We start from the raw sequence: 21,727 nt of genomic DNA, 5'->3' as shown, positions 1-21,727 counted from the left end.
TTTAGCTTTGTGTGTCTAAAAAAATATAGAATGAATTTATCACCCTTAAAGTCACTGGCGTTTGGTTTAATAGCCTTGACTGGTACGGTATCCTTTGGTCAGAAAACTTCACAAAAACCTAAACTTGTTGTTGGGATCGTTGTTGATCAAATGCGTTACGACTATCTAACACGATTTGAAAATCAATACGGAGAAGACGGTTTCAAGCGGCTTCAGAATGAAGGTTTTGATTGCCGAAACAATCATTACAATTATATGCCTACTAAAACGGCGCCGGGGCATACTTCAGTTTATACCGGTACTACACCGCAAAATCACGGGATAATTTCTAACGATTGGTATAATAAATTTGAGAAAAAACATGTGTACTGCGCCGAAGATACTACGGTGGCTTCTGTAGGCACAGATGCTGTAGGACCGGGTCAAATGTCACCTCGACGTATGCGTACCTCAACCATTACAGATCAGAACAGATTGCACACGCAAATGCGCGGAAAAACCATCGGTATCTCAATTAAAGATCGTGGGGCAATCCTTCCTGCAGGGCATACCGCAAATGGAGCCTATTGGTTTCAGGGTGGTGACGAAGGCGTGTTTATCACCAGCACCTATTATATGGATGAATTGCCAAAATGGGTGAAAGACTTTAATAAGAAAAAGCCGGCTAAAGCCTATATGAAGGATTGGGATACCTATAAACCAATCAAAACTTATATAGAAAGTGGTGAAGATCTCAATGCTTATGAAGGCGGTTTTAGAGGAAAGGAAACAGCGACATTTCCATACGATCTAAAGAAATTAGGAAAAGAGAATGGGGGTTATAGTATTTTAAAAACAACCCCTTACGGAAACTCGATCACCACTGATTTTGCTCTTGCTGCTTTAGAGGGCGAAGATCTTGGTCAGGATGCAGATACAGATTTTCTTGCGGTAAGCTATAGCTGTACTGATTATGTAGGACACAATTTTGGAGTGAATTCAAAAGAGGTTGAAGATACCTATGTACGTCTGGATCTTGAGATCGCAAAACTTCTTAGCGAACTAGATAAAAAAGTAGGTAAAGGAAATTACTCCGTGTTTTTAACTGCAGATCACGCGGCGGTTCACGTTCCTTCTTTTTTAAGCGATAATAAAATTCCTTCAGGTTATTTTGATATGCGCAGTTTTAGAAATGAACTGGAGACGTTCATTCAACAGAAATATGGGAGAGATGATTTAATCGAAGATATTTCTAACGATCAGGTGTTCTTTAGATATACCGTGCTGGCTGATGAAAGCATCGACGCCGAAGCTTTGCAGAAAGACATAAAGCATTTTGCGCTTCAGCATAAAAACATCAGCAAGGTGTTTACGCGCGCACAAATGGAGCAAGGTTCTTACGATAGCGGCGTGGCTGCGTTGGTTCAAAAAGGTTTTGATCAAGAGCGTAGTGGTGATGTGTTCTTTATTCTAGATCCGGGCTATTTAACGGGTGGTCCTACAGGTTCTTCTCACGGAACACCGTACAGTTATGACACCCACGTGCCTCTGTTATTCTACGGAAACGGAATTAAAAACGGTCATACATTTGAGCAAACGGTAATTACCGACATCGCTCCTACGGTTGCTGCACTTTTAGGAATTCAAGATCCTAATGGCACCACCGGAACGGTGATCAGCGAGGTTTTAGAATAATTTCTGCTTGATTTTACTCCAGCGGAGCTTTCTTATAAAAGCACCTTCTTCTTGGGTAACCAAAAACGGAAGGTGTTTTTTTTGTGCCTTAAAATAGCCGTTCAGGTAGTCTTTAAAGAGCTTGAAGCTTTTCTTTCTAAACGCCAACTTTCCTGAAGCGATTGCAGTAAGCGCGAGTCCGTAACGCATTCCGTAGAAGGCCTCGCCTTGCTTATATTTTGCTTTTGCTGAATACGTGTGCCCGGTAGGTTTTAAATGTTTTACGTGCAGCGTTTCATTCGTAGCAACTTCCCAGACGTGATATTGCGCCAGCAACTCGTCTAAAGTATCCCATCCCATCGCTGTTTTGAGTCCGCCAATGGCTTCAAAACAAGCTTTTCGATAACTTTTGAGCGCGCCGCGGATGTGATCTTTATTAGTAAGGTTTTCGAGCTCCCAAGAGCCGTTGCGCTCCACATAGCAAAAACCACCGTACATCCCCAGATTTTGATTTTGTTCGAAAGCCTTTACGACGGTTTCTAAATAGTTTTCAGGAAAAATCAAATCTGCATCAAACTTGCACAGTATGTCATAATCAGTATCTAAACGCTCCAAACCGTAATTAAATGCCTGCACGACTTTGCTTCCGGGTAAATGTGCAGCTTCAGAAGATTTCTGTATCAGTTGAATGGAAGGATTCTTTTCGGCATACTCAAGAACGACGTTGGGAGTTTCATCGGTGCTTCCATCATCAACAATAACTATTTTTTCTGCTGAAAAACGTTGCGCCAGAAGCGAGTCTAAGGTTTTGCCTATTAGTGCAGCCTCATTATATGCCGGTATGATGATTACTAGTTTCATTTTCGCTCTGCGTAAACAATATAATACCGAGGAGTAAAAAGTCGAAGAAGAGGTCTAAACCCTATTTTTTTTACCGGATGCGTGAATTTTTCCCGCTTTTTGATTTCCCAACCAGACTTCTCTAAAAGCCAGTCAAACTGCCAATCTTCAAACTCGTGATAATGCCTATCCCACATATCGGTTTTACTACGATATGCGGGAGCAAACCAGAGCCTGAGTGGTATACTTGCCACAAGCTTAGTAGCCTTAATGTCTTTTAAAACCTGATATGGTGCTAGTAAATGCTCAAAGATCTCAAAAGCAGTCACCACCTCAGCGTTGGTGTTTTTAACGGCAGACGTATCAAGATCGAGATCTTCTCCGCCCGTGTTTGTAACCGAATATCCTTCAGCTTTCATAATTTCAGAAAAAGGATTACTAACTCCCAAATCTAATATTTCAGCCCCTGTTGGCACTGTATTTTTTAAGAAGCGCGCTGTGATCGCATAGCGTTTATTGGGAAAAGTTTTTTCGTACACCGTAACTAAATTGAATTGCTAAAGCAGCAAATGTAACAGATTAGGTTGATTTATTGGGGCCGCCAAAGGGTGTAATACTCTTAGGCTTGCCCTGAGGTAGTTTACTTAGATGGATATAAGGCTTTCTTATGTTACTATTGACGAAAATAATTTTACTTTTAGCCTACTGTTGAGAATTACGTAAATTTGCGGCTTGTTCTATAACTGACTTACCAATTATGGCAGACCACCAACTCGATCCCCAAAAATGGGTGGATAAATACTCTGATTACCTCTACAATTACACGATTGTAAAGGTGAACGATAAGGAGGTGGCCGAAGATATAATTTCTGAAACCTTTTTGGCGGGATTGAAGTCAATGAAAAATTTTAAAGGAGAAGCTAGCGAGCGTACGTGGCTGATTTCTATTTTAAAACGAAAAATAATTGACTATTATCGCAAGATAAATTCAAAAAAAGGAAAAGCCGAAGTGCGTATGAACTACGCCGATGATGAGGAAGGCGGTGACTGGCTTGAAGAGCGTGTTGCTGATCCTTTTGATCGTACTGCTGAAGACGAACTAGAAAATACTGAGCTGGGCGTGGCGATCTATGCCTGCTTAGGGAAGTTGCCTGAAAAACAGGCGGCTATTTTTAGAAAAAAAACTATCGAAGGGCAGGATACTGAAACTATTTGTAAAGAATTTGATATTACGCCGTCTAACTTGTGGGTGATCATTCACAGAGCCCGTACAGCACTGGCGAGTTGCTTAGAAGAAAACTGGTTATAAAGCATGAAACTATTTATTAATTGTAAGGAGGCTAGACAAATTTGTGATAGAGGTCAATATGAAGAGATCTCTTTTATGGAAAAGCTAAGCGTAAAATTGCACCGATCTATATGTTCAAGATGCGTTAAGTATTCTGAGCGTAACGCCAAGCTTACCCATCTGCTAAAAGACTCTAAGTGCAAGCATATGACTCCTGAGTGTAAGAAACGCATTCGAGAAGAACTAGAGCGTGAACTAGCTAAAACGCCAGAATAAAAATTCCCCAAAGAATAGGGATTCCTTCCACTACAAAAGATGCATAATAATGAGGCTGCTTACTGTTGGATCTAATGATCGCTAAAGCTGTAAGAAGTAGAATAGCATAAGTGCTGAATGCATTGGCTTTAAATGCCTCAAGAACCATACATCCCAAAACCATTGATAAACCAACAAGCTTGGTTTTTTTTATGCCTAATACCTGCGGAAGTGTCCCCAACGCGTTAGAGTCGTAGGTTAAATCGCGTATTTCAAATGGAATAATTAACGCGAGGACTAGCATAAAACGTTGTGCGATTTCGAGATAAAATTCGGTAGAAAAATTAGTAACACTATAAGCGACCGGTAAATATACCGTTACCCCGGCCCAGACTGCGGCGATGATAAATATTTTAATTGATGGTACTTTTCTTAAGTTGGTTTTATGCGGTAAAAAAGGGATTGCATAAAGAACAGTGAGCAAAGCCAAAGGAATACAGGAAATCCAAAAGCTTACCGTAAATTGATAAGCCACATACACTAAGCCTATAAAGCAAATAAAAGAAAATGTCTGTATCATTTTAAGCCTATCGGTGAGGTTTCTGTGATGCAGACCGGCGAGAGCAGCGTATTTCACAAAATTATAGCCGGTAATGGTTCCTAAAAAAATAAAGAGATTGAAGTAGAGATCTAGTTCAAGATCCAATTGTTTTTCGGTAATCAATGCAAGCGCGAGCACAGCAAAGGCCACGTGTATACTGCTGTTGATATAAAAATCAAAAAGGCCTTTGAGAGATTTCATCAGGTAAAGATACAGCAACTGTTAATAAGTGCTTTAAGTGGTTAAAAAAGTAGGAGGTATATCGCTCAGAATATATATCTGAAATTGTACTTTTGCGCCATTCTAAACACACATAAATTGCATATGAGAACAGATGTTTTTTCACTAAGACACATTGGTCCAAGACCTGAGGAGAAGGAGGAGATGTTGAAAGCGATCGGGGCAGAAAATATAGATCAATTGATCTACGAAACCCTGCCTGACGGAATTAAATTGAAAAAAGCCCTTGATCTGGAGCCGGCGCTTAGTGAATATGAGTATGCCACGCACATCAATGCTTTGGCCAATAAAAACAAACTGTTTAAAACATACATAGGTTTAGGGTATCACGAGTCTAAAATTCCTGCGGTTATTCAGCGTAATATTTTAGAAAATCCCGGTTGGTACACGGCTTACACGCCGTACCAAGCAGAGATCGCGCAAGGTCGTCTAGAAGCTTTATTAAACTTCCAGACGATGATTAGCGATCTGACCGGGATGGAACTTGCCAACGCTTCTTTGCTCGATGAATCTACAGCAGCAGCAGAGGCGATGACGCTTCTTGCAGCAGTGCGTAGTCGTGATCAAAAGAAAAACGATGTGGTTAGATTCTTTGTTGATAAAGAAGTGTTACCACAAACTTTATCAGTTTTAGAAACACGAGCCCTTCCGGTAGGAGTAGAGTTGGTTGTAGGAAATCCACAAGAGTTTGATTTTAGTTCAGAATTCTTTGGGGCGCTATTACAATATCCATCTGCATCAGGCGAAGTTCACGATTATGCCGGATTTATTGCTAAAGCGAAAGAAGCAGACATTAAAGTTGCTGTTGCGGCAGATATTATGAGCTTGGTGCTTTTAGAATCACCGGGACATTTAGGAGCAGATGTTGTAGTGGGAACTACCCAGCGTTTTGGAATTCCGTTAGGATATGGTGGGCCGCACGCTGCTTATTTTGCGACACGTGAAGAATATAAAAGAAATATTCCGGGGCGTATCATTGGGGTGACCAAAGATCGCAATGGAGACCGTGCGTTACGTATGGCGCTTCAAACCCGAGAGCAACATATCAAGCGCGATAAAGCGACTTCAAACATTTGTACCGCGCAAGTACTTCTTGCGGTGATGGCAGGGATGTATGGGGTGTATCACGGGCCAAAAGGTCTTGAATATATCGCGACCAAAATTCAGCGTACCGCAGCAACCCTTGCTGATGCTTTAGAAAGTTTAGGATTGTATCAGTTGAACTCTGCGTATTTTGACACCATTCGTGTAAAAACAGATGCAGCAACGGTACGTAAATATGCAGAAGCAAACGAAATCAACTTCTACTATCCGGATGCTGAAACGGTTTCCATTGCAGTAAACGAAGCGACAAGCCTTTCTGATCTTAATAAGGTCATTTCCGTTTTTGCTGAAGCATTAGGCAAAGAATTCACCCATTTAGAAGCTTTAGTTGATGAGATCACAATTCCTGAAGCCTTAGGTCGTAAAACAGAATTTATGACCAACGAGGTGTTTAACAGCTATCATTCTGAAACGGAATTGATGCGTTATATCAAGCGTTTAGAGCGTAAAGATCTTTCGTTGAATCACAGTATGATCTCCTTAGGATCGTGTACGATGAAGCTGAATGCTGCTGCCGAAATGCTTCCGCTAAGTGATGCACGCTGGGGCGGAATTCATCCGTTTGTGCCGGTAGAACAAGCCGAAGGATATCAAACGGTTCTTAAGAAATTAGAAGATCAATTAACCGAAATTACCGGTTTTGCGGGAACGAGTCTTCAGCCTAATTCAGGAGCGCAAGGAGAATATGCAGGATTGATGGTGATCAAAGCCTACCATGAAAGTAGAAATGATCATCACCGAAATATTTGCTTGATTCCATCTTCTGCCCACGGAACGAACCCTGCAAGTGCTGTAATGGCAGGAATGCAAGTGGTAGTAACTAAAGCTACTGATGCAGGAAACATTGACGTTGACGATCTTCGTGAAAAAGCAGAAAAATATAAAGATAACCTTGCTGCCTTGATGGTGACTTATCCATCAACGCACGGGGTTTATGAAAGCGCGATTCAAGAAATAACTTCGATCATTCACGAGAATGGTGGTCAGGTATATATGGATGGTGCAAATATGAATGCGCAGGTTGGTTTGACCAACCCAGGGAAAATTGGTGCCGATGTTTGTCACCTTAATTTGCATAAAACTTTTGCAATTCCTCACGGTGGTGGAGGACCAGGCGTTGGACCTATTTGTGTGGCAGAGCAGCTGGTTCCGTTTTTACCAACGAACCCTGTGATCAAAACCGGAGGTGAACAAGCGATTTCTGCAATTTCTGCAGCGCCTTGGGGATCTTCCTTAGTGTGCTTGATCAGTTATGCCTACATCAAAATGTTAGGCGCAGAAGGATTAAAACAATCTACGGAAGCTGCCATTCTAAACGCAAACTATATTAAAGAGCGTTTAAAAGGAGCTTTTGAAGTATTGTATTCTGGAGAAAAAGGACGTGCGGCTCACGAGATGATCATCGATTGTCGTCCATTTAAAGATAACGGGATCGAAGTGGTTGATATCGCTAAGCGTTTAATTGATTACGGTTTTCATTCGCCTACGGTATCGTTCCCGGTTGCAGGAACAATGATGATCGAGCCTACAGAGAGTGAAAGCAAACAGGAGTTAGATCGTTTTTGTGATGCGATGATCAGTATCAGAAAAGAGATCGATCAGGCAACTGCAGATAATGATAATAACGTGCTTAAAAATGCACCGCACACGATGCATATGTTGACTGCTGAAACGTGGGATTTGCCGTATACGCGTCAACAAGCGGCTTATCCACTAGAGTATGTTGCAGATAACAAGTTCTGGCCTTCTGTACGTCGAGTAGATGATGCTTATGGGGACCGAAACTTAATCTGTACTTGTGCTCCAATTGAAGAGTATATGGAAGAAGCGTAGTCTTCTAAAACATAAATTAAAAAGCGCCATTCATAACGAGTGGCGCTTTTTTAGTTTAGAGCAATTGATAAAGATTGAAAGCGCAAAGAGCAGTGTAAAGTGTCGCAAAGAATACAAAAAGTGTATTCATACCGTAACTTCCTATTTTAAAGATTGGATTTTTGGGAATGTCATACATTGGGTAGTATGCGATTTGAGTGGCAACCTTACCTACCCAGTAAGCAGCAATAAGAGAAGTAAGTGCCAGCGCTAAGGCGCTTCCATTAGCTAAATGTTTTGGAATAACAATTGCGATCAAACCAAAAGAAAAATTCAGCCCTTGAATATAATGTCCATATGTTTTAGCGATCTCTTGGTTCAATGGTTTGAGTTGTTTCACATCATTGTACCAATCAAAAACGCGATGCCGGATAAATGGATAGATCATAGCGGTAAAAATCTGACCAAACCCTCCCGCGATAATAAAATAATTGAGTGTATTCATATCATTATTTTTAAACTTTCAGAAAATATTGAAATGTGTAATTGTATATGTTTTTGAAAAATTCTTCTTAGCCTGAATTTATCCCTTAGAAACCTAAGCTGAAGCTAGGTCATCAGTTTCATGATGGTCTTGGTGATCCAGTTTTCTTTTTGGTTGACGATTTTTTCAAGCATTGTATCTGCTTTGTTTACAAAATCATGAAGCTCTTGGGTTTTCATTTTAAACTTTAAAGCTTCCGGACTTTTGTCGGTTTCGTCAAAGTTTTTTACGCCTTCTAAAACCCTAATTGCCGGTTTGATTTCCCGCTTGCTGCGTTCCACGGCAATCTTGCGCGCCAGCGAATCTACGTCTTGATCCGCTTTAAAATACTCGCGACGCTCGCCGGGTTTGTACTCTTTATATACAATTCCCCAATCTATAAGTCCGCGCAGGTTCATACTGGCATTACCGCGAGAGATCTGCAATTCTTCCATCACATCTTCCATCGATAGTGAATCTGGCGAGATCATTAATAACGCGTGAATTTGCGCCATCGTTTTATTAATGCCCCATTGCGAGCCTAATGCGCCCCAGGTTTGTAAAAATTGTGCTTTTGCTTCATTGAATTCCATACTCAAAGATACTTAAATATTTTAAAGTTTCAGTAATTATTGAAACTTATTTTAATAACGCCGTTAATAGGTATAATATCTAAAGGCGTGATTCGAAATTGGTAGCCAGTTTCCAACTCACGCCTCAAGGGCTTGCAGTGAGGTTGTTTACTGCTGTAGTAAAACTATCTTTGTGCTATGAATGCATTAATTATAGGTAATGTCTGGCCGGAGCCGGTTTCGTCAGCGGCGGGAACGCGCATTATGCAGTTGCTAGAAAGCTTGCAAGCGCAAGGATATACGGTGAGTTTTGCTTGCGCGGCCGGTAGAACGCCCTACGCTGAAGACCTGGATGCACTTGGTGTGCAAACGCACAATATTCAATTGAACAACGCATCGTTTGATGTCTTTATCAAAAAACTCAATCCCGATCTGGTGTTGTTTGACAAGTTCGTGATCGAGGAACAATTCGGTTGGCGCGTAAAAGAGCAATGTCCGGGTGCGCTACGTGTTTTAGAAACGATTGATCTGCACGGCTTGAGAAAGGGGAGAGAGGCCGCTCTAAAAGCGAATGAAGCCTTCTCTGAAAAGTATTTGCATACCGATTACGCAAAACGCGAGCTTGCCAGTATCTATCGGTGTGATCTCTCGCTAATTATTTCGGAAGCTGAAATGCAATTATTGCAAGAGATTTTTAAAGTGCCTGATGCGCAATTGTTGTACTTGCCGTTTATGGTTGCGCCAATTACTTTGGAAGAGCAACAGGCTTGGAAACCTTTTGAGACACGGAAGCATTTTGTGACGATCGGTAATTTCAGACACGAACCCAATTGGCTTTCGGTGCGGTATTTAAAAACGGAAATCTGGCCGCTCATTCGTAAGCAGTTGCCGGATGCCGAAATGCGTGTTTACGGTTCGTATCCCGCAGAAAAGCATACGCAGTTGCACAATCCTAAAGAGCATTTTTATGTGCTAGGCAGAGCCGAAAGCGCACACGAAGTTATTGAAGAAGCTCGGGTGTTACTCGCACCTTTGCTTACAGGAGCAGGTTTAAAAGGAAAATTACTAGACGCAATGCAATGCGGAACACCTGCAGTAACCACAAGCGTAGGTGCCGAAGGAATGCACGGCGAACTGGACTTTAACGGAAGCGTCGTCGATGATCCTAAAGCCTTTGCAGAAGCTGCGATCACACTTTACAAGAACAAGAATAAATTTACCGAAGCGCAAACTAATGGGGTAAATATTGTGAATGAGCGCTTTTCTAAAGAAGCGTGGAATTCCGTTTTTCAAAAGCGCTTAAGCGATATACAAGCCAATCTGGAAAAACATCGCCTTTCCAATTTTACAGGTGCGATGCTTTGGCATCAATCGCTACAGGCTTCTAGGTTTATGAGTAAATGGATAGAGGAGAAGAATAAATAAAAAAGCCTCATCAAGTGATGAGGCTTTGGCTTTTCTATTGTATCAATCCGGCTCTTTTTAAAAGTGCTTCAGGATTAGGTTCTTTTCCGCGGAAGCGCTTGTATAAAACCATAGGATCTTCGGTGCCTCCTTGAGAGAGTACGTGATCTTTAAATTTTTGTGCGACTTCAGCATTAAAAATACCGTTTTCTTTAAAGTAAGCAAAAGCGTCTGCATCCAAGACCTCTGCCCATTTATAGGAGTAGTATCCGCTAGAATATCCACCTTGAAAGATGTGAGAGAATGAAACACTCATACAATTTTCAGCAACATCTGGGTAGAGTTTAGTGTTTTCAAAAGCCGCTTTTTCGTGCGCTTTTACATCGGTTATTCCGCTAGGGTCTGCACCGTGCCAAGACATATCTAAAATGCCAAAACTCAACTGGCGAAGCGTTTGCATCCCTTCTTGAAAGTTGGCTGCTTTTTTGATCTTATCGATCAAAACCATCGGGATGGTTTCTCCGGTCTCGTAATGTTTGGCGAATAGTTCTAAAGCCTCAGGCTCGTAACACCAGTTCTCTAAAACCTGACTGGGTAATTCAACGAAATCCCAATATACAGATGGTCCAGACAGGCTAGGGTAGGTGGTGTTCGCCAGCATTCCGTGGAGTCCGTGACCAAACTCGTGGAATAACGTTGTCACCTCATTAAAAGTTAACAAAGACGGTTTTGAAGCGGTAGGTTTTGTAAAGTTGCACACATTAGAAACGTGTGGTCGTTCATTCACTCCGTCTTTTTTAAACTGACCTTTGTATTGCGTCATCCAAGCTCCTGCGCGTTTACCGGCACGTGGATGAAAATCAGCGTAGAATATGGCGATGAAATTATCCTGGTCATCAAAAACCTGATATGTTTTTACATCTTTGTGATACTTTGGAATGTCTTGTACTTCAACAAAACGAAGCTTGTATAATTTCTGAGCAATAGTGAAAACACCGTCAATAACATTCTCTAACTTGAAATACGGCTTCAGTTGCTCATCATCCAATTCAAAAAGTTCTTGCTTTAGTTTTTCAGAATAAAAAGCGCTGTCCCATTTTTGCAATTCTTCAATGCCATCGCGTTTCTTAGCGAAGTTGGCAAGCTGCGCAAACTCGCGTTCTGCTGCAGGTTTTGCTTTCTCCAATAGATCTTGTAGAAAACGCTCTACATTCTCAGGACTTTTGGCCATGCGTTGTTCAAGAACAAAGTGCGCGTGCGTTTTATAGCCTAAAAGATTAGCACGCTCCTGACGTAGCTTAACAATTTCAAGCACGTTCTCCTGATTGTCGAGTTCGTCATTATGAAAACCTTTTGCACCGAAAGCTATCGCCATCTTTTTCCGCAATTCACGATTTTCGGCGTATTTCATAAACGGAATATAGCTTGGGTATTCAAGCGTAAATACCCAGCCTTTTTTACCTTTTTCTTCAGCGGTTTGTGCGGCTGCTTCTTTGGTACTTTCCGGTAATCCGGCAAGATCTGCTTCATCAGTAAGATGCAGCTCAAACTTGTTTGTTTCCGCTAAAACATTTTCACCAAACGTCAGCGAAAGCTTAGACAATTCGGTATCAATCTCACGTAAGCGCGCTTTTTTATCTTCAGCTAAATTAGCACCGTTACGAGAAAAGCCTTTATAGCGTTTGTCTAATAAAACTTCCTCTTCTCTTGTAAGCTCAAGAGACTCTCGGGAATCGTAAACATTTTTTACACGTTTAAACAAGGCTTTGTTAAGGGTGATATCATTAGAAAATTCTGATAGTAGCGGAGAAACCTCTTGTGCTGTTTTTTGAATCGTCTCGTTAGTTTCGGCGCTGTTGAGGTTAAAAAAAATGCTCGTAACTCGGTCTAATTGATATCCGGCATAGTCTAATGCGGCAATCGTATTTTCAAAAGTTGCCGGCTCTGGATTGTTTGTGATGAAGTCAATTTCTTGTCGGGCTTGAGCGATAGCGGCCTCAATAGCAGGTTTGTAATCTGCATTTTGTATCGCGTCAAAAGGTGCGATATCAAAACTTTGAAGTAGTATATTTTCAGAATTTTTCAATTTTCTATAGTCTTTTTTAGGTTATATGTATTTTAGCTAGTATTATGATACCTTTAGCGAAAATTATAGTTACTTTAAGGTAAATTTGCTAAGCCATAAAATATTGATTTAGATATGTAGGAAAGGTTTGATTAATAATATTTAGAATGGTTAATAAATACTTTAATTTACCTGATACATTTCTTGAGAGCCGTTTTTAACGGCTCTTTTTAGTGGCATATACTTCCTGTTGGTTTGCAGTAAAAAAGTTTACTTTTTGATCGAGGCAGCGCCTTTTATTACCTTCTCTTTTAATCCAGCCTTAAAGTCAACAATGCGATTGCGAACAGCTTCATCTGAAGCGCCAAGAATTTGAGCGGCTAGAATGCCTGCATTTTGCGCACCGTCAAGGGCTACAGTTGCTACAGGAACACCTCCCGGCATCTGTAAAATAGAGAGCACAGAATCCCAACCGTCAATAGAGTTGCGTGATTTTACGGGTACGCCAATCACCGGAAGCGGAGATAAGGATGCGATCATTCCCGGTAAATGTGCAGCACCACCGGCACCGGCAATGATTACCTGAATTCCACGCTCGTGAGCATTCTTTCCGTAATCAAACAATTTGTCTGGAGTGCGGTGTGCTGAAACGATATCAACTTCAGTTTTTATTCCTAGTTGTTCAAGAACATCTATCGCTGCTTGCATCACCGGCATATCGCTGGTACTTCCCATGATTATTCCTACCATACTTGTTTTTTTATTACGCCTAGGCGCTTTTAATTGAATTTGTTTTGTTGAAGTTCAGAATTTATTTGGTGATTACGCGAATGGCATTTTTCACTTGTTCGGCGATGTTACGCGCTTCGCTCAGGTCACTATTAACAATGGTTACGTGCCCCATTTTTCTAAAGGGTCTGGTCTCCCGTTTTCCGTAAATGTGAGGTGTTACGCCTTTGAGCGCCATAATATCTTCGATTTTCTCATAATATACATCTCCGGTATGACCTTCAGCACCTACAAGATTGACCATTACTGCTCCAATTTTACTTTCGGTTTCACCTAACGGAAGGTTTAAAATTGCACGCAGGTGTTGCTCAAACTGGTTGGTATAACTGCCTTCAATACTGTAATGACCGCTGTTATGCGGGCGCGGTGCTACTTCGTTAACCAGGATTTCATCATCTTCGGTTTGAAACATTTCAACTGCTAAAAGTCCTACGTGCTCAAAGGCTTCTGAAACTTGGGTAGCAACTTCGCGGGCTTTAGTCGCGACTTTATCATCTATGCGCCCCGGGCAGATCACGTATTCAACTTGATTGGCCTCCGGATGAAATTCCATTTCTACGACAGGATAGGTTTTTACTTCGCCTTTGGGAGAGCGCACAACAATCACTGCCAATTCGTTCTTAAAAGGAATCATTCTTTCAGCGATGCACGGCGTGTCTACCAGCTTTTCAAGATCTTCTTGTGAGCGAACGACCTGCACCCCTTTACCGTCATAACCGCCCTGGGTGCTTTTCCAAACAAAAGGAAAACTACTTTGATTGGCCGTCAGCGCAAGCTTGAGATCTGCAAGAGTAGGGTATTTCTTATACGGTGCAGTTGGGATGTTTTTTTCAGTGTAAAAATCTTTTTGCACCCCTTTATCCTGAATTTTTCTCAGTGTTTTAGGGCTGGGATACACAGTAATTCCTTCAGCTTCTAGTTGTTCAAGAGCATCTACATTTACTGCTTCGATCTCAAAAGTTACGATGTCAGCTCTTTTTCCAAAGTGATACACCGTATCATAATCCATCAGATTACCTTGCTGAAAAAAATTAGCGGCTAACCGCGAAGGCGCTTCAGGATTAGGGTCTAAAACCAAGGTTTGAATATCAAATTTGCGGGTTTCATAAAGCAACATTTTGCCCAATTGACCGCCACCTAAAATGGCGAGTTTAAAATCTGAAGAAAAATATGAGGTCATTAATTCTAGGTCTTTTTTACTACAAAAAATTAGTCATACAAAAGTAACTTTTTACACAGAGAAAGCCGAAGCAACGCCCGAAATACTTCAGGCTAAAAATTTGATTACACGAGCTATTCTAATTGAATAAGGCTCAAAGCGATATTCGTGAACAATATGTATCTTTGCCGCCTGACACTAACGACCATCAAGCGAATCATGATTACATTAAACGGACTTCAATTTGAGGAATATATTTCTGAGGAAAAATTACTTCAGGCGATAGATAGGGTAGCGGAGCAAATTAATCTTGATTTTAAAGGCAAAGAGCCGGTTTTTCTTGTGGTGCTCAACGGCGCTTATAAGTTTGCAACCGAATTGTTGAGCAGATTTGATGGTGATTGTGAGATCGAATTTATTAAGATGAGTTCGTATGATGGTACCTCAAGTACCGGTCAGGTGCAGACGCATATTCCGCTAGAGGCTGATCTTGAAGAACGAGAGGTGGTGATCATTGAAGATATTGTAGACAGTGGGAACACGATCGAAAAAATCACCCAAATGATGGTAAACGCGGGTGTGAATAAATATCGCATCGCCAGCTTATTTTATAAACCAGCGGCATATACTAAAGAATATAAAATACATTATGTAGGTCTGGAAATCCCTAATGATTTTATCGTGGGATACGGTCTGGACTACAACGGATTGGGGCGTAACCTCAATGCTATATATAAACTAAAAACCACAAAAATGACAAATCTGGTATTGTTTGGCCCTCCGGGAGCTGGTAAGGGTACACAAGCCTCTTTTTTAAAAGAAAAATACAATCTGGTTCATATTTCAACGGGAGATGTGTTTAGATATAATATTAAAAACGCAACCGAATTGGGTACTTTGGCAAAGTCGTATATAGACAAAGGTCAGTTAGTACCAGATTCTGTTACAATTGATATGTTGAGCGCTACAGTAGATAAAACTCCAGATGCAAACGGATTTATTTTTGATGGTTTTCCTCGTACTACAGCACAAGCTGAAGCATTAGATAAACTTCTTGCTGAAAAAGGTACTGAGGTTGCTGCGATGATCGCTCTTGAAGTCGATGATGAGATCTTGGTAAAACGTCTTTTAGAACGTGGGAAAACTTCCGGCAGAAAGGACGATGCAGATGAGGCTGTAATTCGCAACCGTATCAAAGTATATTATGATGAGACGGCAATTTTAAAAGGCTATTATCAAAAACAGGATAAGTATTTTGGCGTTGATGGAGTGGGTGAGATCAAAGAAATCACCACACGCCTAAGCAGCGTTATTGATGCGTTGTAAGCTGTATAAACCAATGTGTTGAGAGTAAACCGCTTTTGTCAAGAGCGGTTTATTTTTGTATTTTAAAAGAAACAGAATAGAAGATGACCGAAGGGAATTTTGTTGATTATGTAAAAATGCACGTGAGCTCTGGGAAGGGCGGTGCGGGGTCGGCGCATTTGCGACGCGAAAAGTTTGTTGCCAAAGGTGGACCTGATGGAGGTGATGGTGGTCGTGGAGGTCATATTATCGCACGCGCTAACCCTAATCTATGGACGCTACTGCACCTAAAATTCAAGCGTCATATTAAGGCCGGTCACGGCGAAAATGGCGGTAAGCAAACCAGTACGGGAGCTGATGGTGAAGATGTTTATATTGAAGTGCCACTAGGGACAGTCATACGTGACACCGAAACGCAAGAGATTTTAAAAGAGATCACAGAAGAAGATCAGGAGTTCATCATCGCCGAAGGCGGAATGGGCGGTCTGGGAAACTCACATTTTAAAACATCAACCAATCAAACTCCGCGCTATGCACAACCCGGAATTGACGGGCAGGAAGTTGATGTGACTTTGGAGTTAAAGGTGCTTGCAGATGTGGGATTGGTAGGCTTTCCTAATGCAGGAAAATCAACTCTACTTTCAGTAATCACTGCGGCAAAGCCTAAAATTGCCAATTACGAGTTTACGACTTTAAAACCCAATTTAGGAATCGTTCAGTATCGGGATTTTCAAACTTTTGTGATCGCTGATATTCCGGGGATTATTGAAGGGGCGGCAGAAGGAAAAGGGTTAGGGTATCGCTTTCTTAGACACATCGAGCGCAATTCGACTTTATTGTTTATGATTCCGGCAGATGCTCCGGATATTACAGAACAGTATCAGATCTTATTACACGAATTAGAGAAATACAATCCGCAGCTTTTAGATAAAGATCGGCTAATTGCCATCACAAAGAGCGATATGCTTGATGCTGAACTCAAAGCTGAACTCAAAGAAGAACTAGATAAAAATCTGCCTATTGAATATATGTTTATATCGTCAGTAGCGCAGCAAGGTCTTACACAACTTAAAGATCGCTTGTGGGCTATGCTCAACCGTCCTGCGGTAGAAGAGTAGTTTAGGTTTTAGGATTTTATTGACTAAGAAGATGCTTTGTATTGTCTATTTTTAAAAGAAAAGACAAGATGAAGCATTTTTTTATTTTCGTACTTGCGGTGGTAGCAATTTCCTGCGGAAGCACCCGTGTAGATTATGACTATGACGAGCAAATAGATTTTTCTCAATATCAAACCTATAATTTTATGCCGGAAATGGATAGCGGCCTGAGTCAGCTTGATTTAAAACGACTTATGGATGCTACCGATGCAGTAATGCAGGCCAAAGGATTTACAAAATCTCAAACTCCGGATGTGTTGATCAATATTATTGCAGAAGAGTATGAAGACGTTCAGCGTAACTCGGTTGGAGTTGGTATTGGCGGCGGAAGCTATGGCGGTGGGGTAAGCGTTGGAGCCGGTATTCCGCTAGGCGGTAATAAAAATCATCAAACCATAACCTTGGATCTTGTTGATGCGCAAAAAGATATTTTGGTGTGGCAAGCGGTAAGTGATAGCAATATTAAAGTGGGTACCAATCCGCAAGAGCGCGTGACCCATTACACAAAAATTGCTCAAAAGATTTTTGAAAAATTCCCTCCGGAGGAATAAACTACCTTTTGTCAAGCTGTTACGTTTTAAATTCATTATAGACATCATTAAAAATCATTTTAATAGTGGCGTGCTTTTTGTTTAGATTTGGCAAAAACAACCATTTATGCATTTGAAGTTTTTAATTGCACTCTTGTTTACTGCTTCGGTTTTTGGTCAGCAGGCTGATTATGAAAAGGCAGAAGCGTATTTCAAGGCAGAAAAGTTTGAGCACGCCAAGCCACTCTTTTCAGCCTACTTAAAGGCGCATCCTAAACACGCTAAAACCCGGGAATATTTAGGCGATATAGCGGCTTATGCAGAAGATTGGGATACAGCCATTGCTTATTACGAGCCTTTAGTAGAAGAGCAACCATCAAGTGCTAATTACCACTTTAAATTTGGTGGTGCTTTAGGGATGAAAGCGCTAAACATTAGTAAACTTCGTGCACTGACGTACATTGATGATATCAAAGAACATTTTACAAAAGCTGCAGAATTAGACCCAAAACATATAGAAACTAGGTGGGCACTGGTAGAACTGTATTTGCAGTTGCCCGGCATCGTGGGCGGAAGCACCAAAAAAGCCGAAGCCTATGCGATGGAACTTCAAACTATTTCTCCGGTTGATGGGTATTTGGCAAGAGGGTATGTGGCCGAATATCAGGATGAGATGCAGGAAGCCGAAGCTTTATATAAAAAGGCAATTGAAGTAGGCGGTTCACCTACCACCTATGAGAAACTAACCAATTTATACGAGAAAAAAAATCAACCTCAGAAGGCGATTGATAATGCAGCTTCAAGCTTAAAATTACATAAGCGTAACCAGATCAATTATCAAATAGGTAAGATTGCAGCTGAGTTCGATATGGAACCCGAACTGGGATTAGCAAGCTTAAAACAATACATAAAAAACCATTCGGTTAAAGATGGGGTTCCGGTAAGTTGGGCGCATTTTAGGATGGCTCAGATCTACAAAAACCTGGGAGATAAAACGCGTGCGACGCATTACATTAACCTTGCCTTGGCTGATAAACCTGATTTTGAGCAGGCTTTAGAAGAGAAACGACGTATTGAAGAATTATAGGGTAGAAACCTGTTTTAATTCCTTTTCTAAAACTGCGATTTCTTAACTTGCAGATTCTATTTTAAAGAGTCTATACAGGATTATGCGAGTACATTTTATAGCGATTGGAGGAAGTGCAATGCACAATTTGGCTTTAGCCCTACATCATAAAGGATATGAAGTAAGCGGAAGTGATGATGCTATTTTTGAACCCTCAAAATCCCGATTGGCTAAATATGACCTGCTTCCTGTAGAGATGGGATGGTTTCCAGAAAAAATTGATGATCAACTTGATGCTGTAATCCTGGGAATGCACGCAAAACCAGACAATCCTGAATTGCTTAAAGCGCAGGAGTTGGGCATAAAGATCTACAGTTATCCTGAGTTTCTTTACGAGCAGTCTAAAGAAAAAACCCGAGTGGTTATCGGCGGTTCTCATGGAAAAACAACCATTACTTCAATGATCTTGCATGTGTTGCATTACCACGATCGTGAGGTAGATTTTATGGTGGGCGCGCAGTTGCCGGGTTTTGAAACTATGGTGCATCTAACCGAAGAAAATGATTTTATTCTGTTGGAAGGGGATGAGTACTTATCCTCACCTATTGATCGCCGTCCGAAATTTCATTTATATAAGCCAAACATTGCCTTGATTAGCGGTATTGCTTGGGATCACGTAAACGTTTTTCCTACGTACGAGAATTATGTTGAGCAATTTGAAATCTTTGCTGATTCTATTTCGCGAGGCGGAATATTAGTTTATAATGAAGAAGATGCTGAGGTAAAACGCATTGCCGAGGCAGCAACAGCACCCACCAGAAAGCACGCTTACGCAACACCGGAGTACACAATCGAATCAGGGGAAACCCTGTTAGAAACTCCAGAAGGACCAATGCCTATTTCCGTTTTCGGGAAACATAACCTGAGCAATCTTGCAGGAGCAAAATGGATTTGCCAGCATATGGGTGTTGATGAAGATGATTTTTATGAAGCCATTGCCAGTTTTGAAGGTGCAGCCAAACGCTTGGAAAAGATCGGTGAGACTGCTGATGCGATCGCCTATAAAGATTTTGCTCATTCGCCCAGTAAAGTTGCAGCAACTACTAAAGCTGTAAAAAATCAATATCCTGATAAAAAGCTGATCGCCTGTCTAGAATTGCATACCTACAGCAGTCTAAATGCCGAGTTTATCAAAGGCTATAAAGGCGCTTTAGATGCAGCTGAAGAAGCAGTAGTCTTTTACACGCCCGAAGCAGTAGCGCTCAAAAAGTTAGAGGCGATTAGCGAGAATCAAATTGCAACTGCATTTGATCGTGATGACCTAAGCATTTTTACAGACGCTGAAGATTTTAAAACCTACTTAGATACTAAATCTTTTGACAATGCGGTGTTGTTACTTATGAGTAGTGGCAATTACGGAGGGTTGGATTTTGACAGTGTTCAAGATCTGCTGGCAAAGTAAATTAGCCCTTGGTGATGTGCCGGCTATAGATTGCTGTCAAATAGTCTTCCATCAGATCTGCGTAGTTGTTGGTTAGCGCTTGTTTTGCTTTTTCTTGATCTATACTGTTTTTATCTTGAGAGAGTTTAAATTTTCCTTCCCAGGCGGTTATTTGCAATTCAAATCCGGTAACATAGTTTACGAAGGTTTCAACTCTTGGGTCTGTTTGTTCAAGCCTGTAGCGCTGTTCTTTACCTTCTAAAAAAGAGGTAAGCGCGACCATCTCACTTTTCAACCCTTCATTAGTGAGTGTTTTTACAACTTTTGTCTCTAAATGTATTTTAATGTAATTCCACGTGGGCAATTGTGAAGTGGTATAAATACTTGGTGAAATATAGGTGTCCGGGCCGTTAAAAAGTACAGTTACCTGTGAACCTTCAGCCAAATGTGGAACTTGCGGATTGTTGTTATCTATATGACCTATAAGTTTTCCGTAGCCCTTATCGGCAACATATCTCAATGGTAAATGAGTGATCACAGGACGCTCGTTTTCTACCGTGATCAACGTAGCTAACGGAAAGGTTTTAAGCGTTTGTATAATATTCTTAAAGTAGGCTTCCTGATGATGTGCCGGAGGATATGTGCTCATACGCCAAATTGGTTAAGATGATGATCCAGATGTTTATACTGCAATTTTCCCCATTGGTCAGTAGTGAGTTTGCCAAAAACCGGATGCGGCTCTAAGTGAGCATTTGGAGTTAGTTGATAAAATGCTTCAATCAATTCTTTAAGTGCGGCTTTTTCAGTAGTAAAATCTTTAGGCTCACTAACTTTAAAACGCTTGGGAGTAGGCATATTTTTTCTGAAGGAACTGTCGTCATACATCGCCTTTTTAAAAAATGTTCTAATCAAAAAATTAGATTTCAGCCCAAAATCTTTATTGTAAAGTGCAATCTCTAAAGGTTTTTGACAATGCGCCAGCATCTGTCTTACAGTCATCTTTCCCCACTGTGGCTTTTGACTAGGCGTTAAGGCATCTATTCGATCAAGGGTTTTAGCGTAACTTTCTGTTGTAAAGAGACTTTCCATTTTATTTTTCGATTAATAACTGAAATCTAAAAATACATTTTTTAATTTTAGACAAGGATCGCTGCCCCACGAGTTCCGTAGAATTTAGACGAATTATTATGCAGCAGAATTCAGAAAGTTTTTCTATCAAACAGTGGTCTTTAGATGATCGTCCTCGGGAAAAATTATTACAAAAAGGAAAAGATGCACTCAGCGACGCAGAGCTTGTGGCAATATTAATCGGTTCCGGAAGTCGAAATGAAAGCGCAGTAGCATTGAGCAAGCGTATTCTTGCTTCGGTAGATCATAACTTGAATGCTTTAGGCAAACTGAGCCTTTCACAGCTTATGAAATTTAAAGGTATTGGCGAGGCTAAGGCGGTGAGTATTGCCGCCGCCACCGAATTGGGTCGCAGGAGGCAAACCGATAAAGCCGAAGAGCCTACTAAGATCACGGGCAGTCACGCGGTTTTTAGATTGCTGCAACCTATTTTAGGTGAACTGCCGCACGAAGAATTCTGGATTCTATACCTTAATAACTCTAATAAGGTTTTACACAAACATCAATTAAGCAAAGGCGGAATGACAGGCACATTGGTCGATGTCAGATTGGTGTTAAAACTGGCTTTAGAACGCGGAGCAGTATCTTTGATTCTCGCACACAATCACCCATCAGGCGGTTTGCGTCCTAGTGAGGCCGATAAGGCGATTACTTCAAAATTAAAAACAGCGGCGGCCAGCCTCGATATTAAAGTGCTAGACCATCTTATCATTACTGAAAATTCCTATTTTAGCTTTGCTGACGAAGGTTTGCTGTAATTCCTTCCGCTTTAATTAAAAATTGCGGAAATTGCCG

20 protein-coding genes are annotated in these 21,727 nt (G+C 41.1%); 10 read left to right on the top strand and 10 right to left on the bottom strand.

Going from position 1 to position 21,727, the window contains the following annotated elements; translation table 11 throughout:
• Nucleotides 1–30: 30 nt before the first annotated feature.
• Complete coding sequence (gene pafA / locus BUA96_RS14280; RefSeq protein WP_072984169.1) at nt 31–1,674, top strand: alkaline phosphatase PafA; 1,644 nt, start codon at nt 31–33, stop codon at nt 1,672–1,674.
• Here the strand turns inward: pafA and BUA96_RS14275 are convergent.
• Nucleotides 1,666–2,514 (bottom strand): glycosyltransferase family 2 protein, encoded by an 849-nt coding sequence (locus BUA96_RS14275; RefSeq protein WP_072984167.1) that lies wholly within the window; start codon nt 2,512–2,514, stop codon nt 1,666–1,668. The genes pafA and BUA96_RS14275 overlap by 9 nt on opposite strands.
• Entirely contained in the window at nt 2,511–3,032 is a 522-nt protein-coding gene (locus BUA96_RS14270; RefSeq protein WP_072984165.1) for a class I SAM-dependent methyltransferase, read from the bottom strand. Before BUA96_RS14270 ends, BUA96_RS14275 begins: the two co-directional genes overlap by 4 nt.
• 218 nt (nt 3,033–3,250) lie before the next feature.
• Here BUA96_RS14270 and BUA96_RS14265 point away from each other — a divergent pair, with 218 nt between their 5' ends.
• Nucleotides 3,251–3,802 carry a sigma-70 family RNA polymerase sigma factor gene (locus tag BUA96_RS14265; RefSeq protein ID WP_072984163.1) on the top strand — a complete coding sequence of 184 codons (552 nt, stop codon included), beginning with the start codon at nt 3,251–3,253 and terminating at the stop codon, nt 3,800–3,802.
• 238 nt (nt 3,803–4,040) lie between these two features.
• Here the strand turns inward: BUA96_RS14265 and BUA96_RS14255 are convergent, their stop codons facing one another.
• Nucleotides 4,041–4,838, bottom strand: a complete 798-nt coding sequence (locus tag BUA96_RS14255; RefSeq protein ID WP_072984159.1) for a UbiA prenyltransferase family protein — start codon at nt 4,836–4,838, stop codon at nt 4,041–4,043.
• A 123-nt stretch (nt 4,839–4,961) separates the two neighbouring features.
• Between BUA96_RS14255 and gcvP the strand changes: the two genes are divergently transcribed.
• A complete protein-coding gene (gene gcvP / locus BUA96_RS14250; RefSeq protein ID WP_072984157.1) occupies nt 4,962–7,814 on the top strand; it encodes an aminomethyl-transferring glycine dehydrogenase in 2,853 nt (950 codons plus the stop codon).
• Between the two features lie 55 nt (nt 7,815–7,869).
• Here gcvP and BUA96_RS14245 read toward each other — a convergent pair whose 3' ends face one another.
• Together BUA96_RS14245 and BUA96_RS14240 are read right to left on the bottom strand one after the other, a co-directional pair.
• Nucleotides 7,870–8,298 carry a hypothetical protein gene (locus tag BUA96_RS14245; protein WP_072984155.1) on the bottom strand — a complete coding sequence of 143 codons (429 nt, stop codon included), beginning with the start codon at nt 8,296–8,298 and terminating at the stop codon, nt 7,870–7,872.
• A gap of 104 nt (nt 8,299–8,402) precedes the next feature.
• Nucleotides 8,403–8,909: a GbsR/MarR family transcriptional regulator gene (locus BUA96_RS14240; RefSeq protein WP_072984153.1), complete on the bottom strand. Its 507-nt coding sequence runs from the start codon at nt 8,907–8,909 to the stop codon at nt 8,403–8,405.
• A 177-nt stretch (nt 8,910–9,086) separates the two neighbouring features.
• Here BUA96_RS14240 and BUA96_RS14235 point away from each other — a divergent pair, with 177 nt between their 5' ends.
• A complete protein-coding gene (locus BUA96_RS14235; protein ID WP_072984151.1) occupies nt 9,087–10,313 on the top strand; it encodes a glycosyltransferase family 4 protein in 1,227 nt (408 codons plus the stop codon).
• Between the two features lie 34 nt (nt 10,314–10,347).
• Here BUA96_RS14235 and BUA96_RS14230 read toward each other — a convergent pair whose 3' ends face one another.
• The 3 genes from BUA96_RS14230 to BUA96_RS14220 form a co-directional block, all read right to left on the bottom strand.
• Nucleotides 10,348–12,378 carry a M3 family metallopeptidase gene (locus BUA96_RS14230; protein ID WP_072984149.1) on the bottom strand — a complete coding sequence of 677 codons (2,031 nt, stop codon included), beginning with the start codon at nt 12,376–12,378 and terminating at the stop codon, nt 10,348–10,350.
• Nucleotides 12,379–12,627: 249 nt separating this feature from the next.
• A complete protein-coding gene (purE, locus tag BUA96_RS14225; protein WP_072984147.1) occupies nt 12,628–13,107 on the bottom strand; it encodes a 5-(carboxyamino)imidazole ribonucleotide mutase in 480 nt (159 codons plus the stop codon).
• Between the two features lie 61 nt (nt 13,108–13,168).
• Nucleotides 13,169–14,326 (bottom strand): 5-(carboxyamino)imidazole ribonucleotide synthase, encoded by a 1,158-nt coding sequence (locus tag BUA96_RS14220; RefSeq protein ID WP_072984145.1) that lies wholly within the window; start codon nt 14,324–14,326, stop codon nt 13,169–13,171.
• A 198-nt stretch (nt 14,327–14,524) separates the two neighbouring features.
• Here BUA96_RS14220 and BUA96_RS14215 point away from each other — a divergent pair, with 198 nt between their 5' ends.
• From BUA96_RS14215 to BUA96_RS14195, 5 genes are all read left to right on the top strand, one after another.
• Nucleotides 14,525–15,631 (top strand): adenylate kinase, encoded by a 1,107-nt coding sequence (locus tag BUA96_RS14215; protein ID WP_072984143.1) that lies wholly within the window; start codon nt 14,525–14,527, stop codon nt 15,629–15,631.
• 83 nt (nt 15,632–15,714) lie between these two features.
• Nucleotides 15,715–16,728, top strand: coding sequence for a GTPase ObgE (gene obgE / locus BUA96_RS14210; RefSeq protein ID WP_072984141.1), 1,014 nt, complete (start codon nt 15,715–15,717; stop codon nt 16,726–16,728).
• A gap of 68 nt (nt 16,729–16,796) precedes the next feature.
• On the top strand, nt 16,797–17,318 hold the full coding sequence (locus tag BUA96_RS14205; protein ID WP_072984139.1) for a DUF4136 domain-containing protein: 522 nt from the start codon (nt 16,797–16,799) through the stop codon (nt 17,316–17,318).
• A gap of 106 nt (nt 17,319–17,424) precedes the next feature.
• Nucleotides 17,425–18,384 carry a tetratricopeptide repeat protein gene (locus tag BUA96_RS14200; RefSeq protein WP_072984137.1) on the top strand — a complete coding sequence of 320 codons (960 nt, stop codon included), beginning with the start codon at nt 17,425–17,427 and terminating at the stop codon, nt 18,382–18,384.
• Between the two features lie 82 nt (nt 18,385–18,466).
• On the top strand, nt 18,467–19,825 hold the full coding sequence (locus BUA96_RS14195; protein ID WP_072984135.1) for a UDP-N-acetylmuramate--L-alanine ligase: 1,359 nt from the start codon (nt 18,467–18,469) through the stop codon (nt 19,823–19,825).
• 1 nt (nt 19,826) lies between these two features.
• Here BUA96_RS14195 and BUA96_RS14190 read toward each other — a convergent pair whose 3' ends face one another.
• The gene (locus BUA96_RS14190; RefSeq protein ID WP_072984133.1) at nt 19,827–20,453 is read right to left on the bottom strand and encodes an FMN-binding negative transcriptional regulator; all 627 of its coding nucleotides are present in this window, start codon (nt 20,451–20,453) and stop codon (nt 19,827–19,829) included.
• Nucleotides 20,450–20,893: a DUF1569 domain-containing protein gene (locus BUA96_RS14185; RefSeq protein ID WP_072984131.1), complete on the bottom strand. Its 444-nt coding sequence runs from the start codon at nt 20,891–20,893 to the stop codon at nt 20,450–20,452. Before BUA96_RS14185 ends, BUA96_RS14190 begins: the two co-directional genes overlap by 4 nt.
• A 98-nt stretch (nt 20,894–20,991) precedes the next feature.
• Here BUA96_RS14185 and radC point away from each other — a divergent pair, with 98 nt between their 5' ends.
• Nucleotides 20,992–21,690, top strand: coding sequence for a RadC family protein (radC, locus tag BUA96_RS14180; RefSeq protein ID WP_072984129.1), 699 nt, complete (start codon nt 20,992–20,994; stop codon nt 21,688–21,690).
• The last annotated feature ends 37 nt before the right edge of the window (nt 21,691–21,727 follow it).

This window comes from Leeuwenhoekiella palythoae, from assembly GCF_900130045.1.
GTDB classification, from domain to species: domain Bacteria; phylum Bacteroidota; class Bacteroidia; order Flavobacteriales; family Flavobacteriaceae; genus Leeuwenhoekiella; species Leeuwenhoekiella palythoae.
The sequence above is the reverse complement of the archived record's forward strand: the minus strand, read 5'-3'. Positions and strand labels throughout refer to the sequence as shown.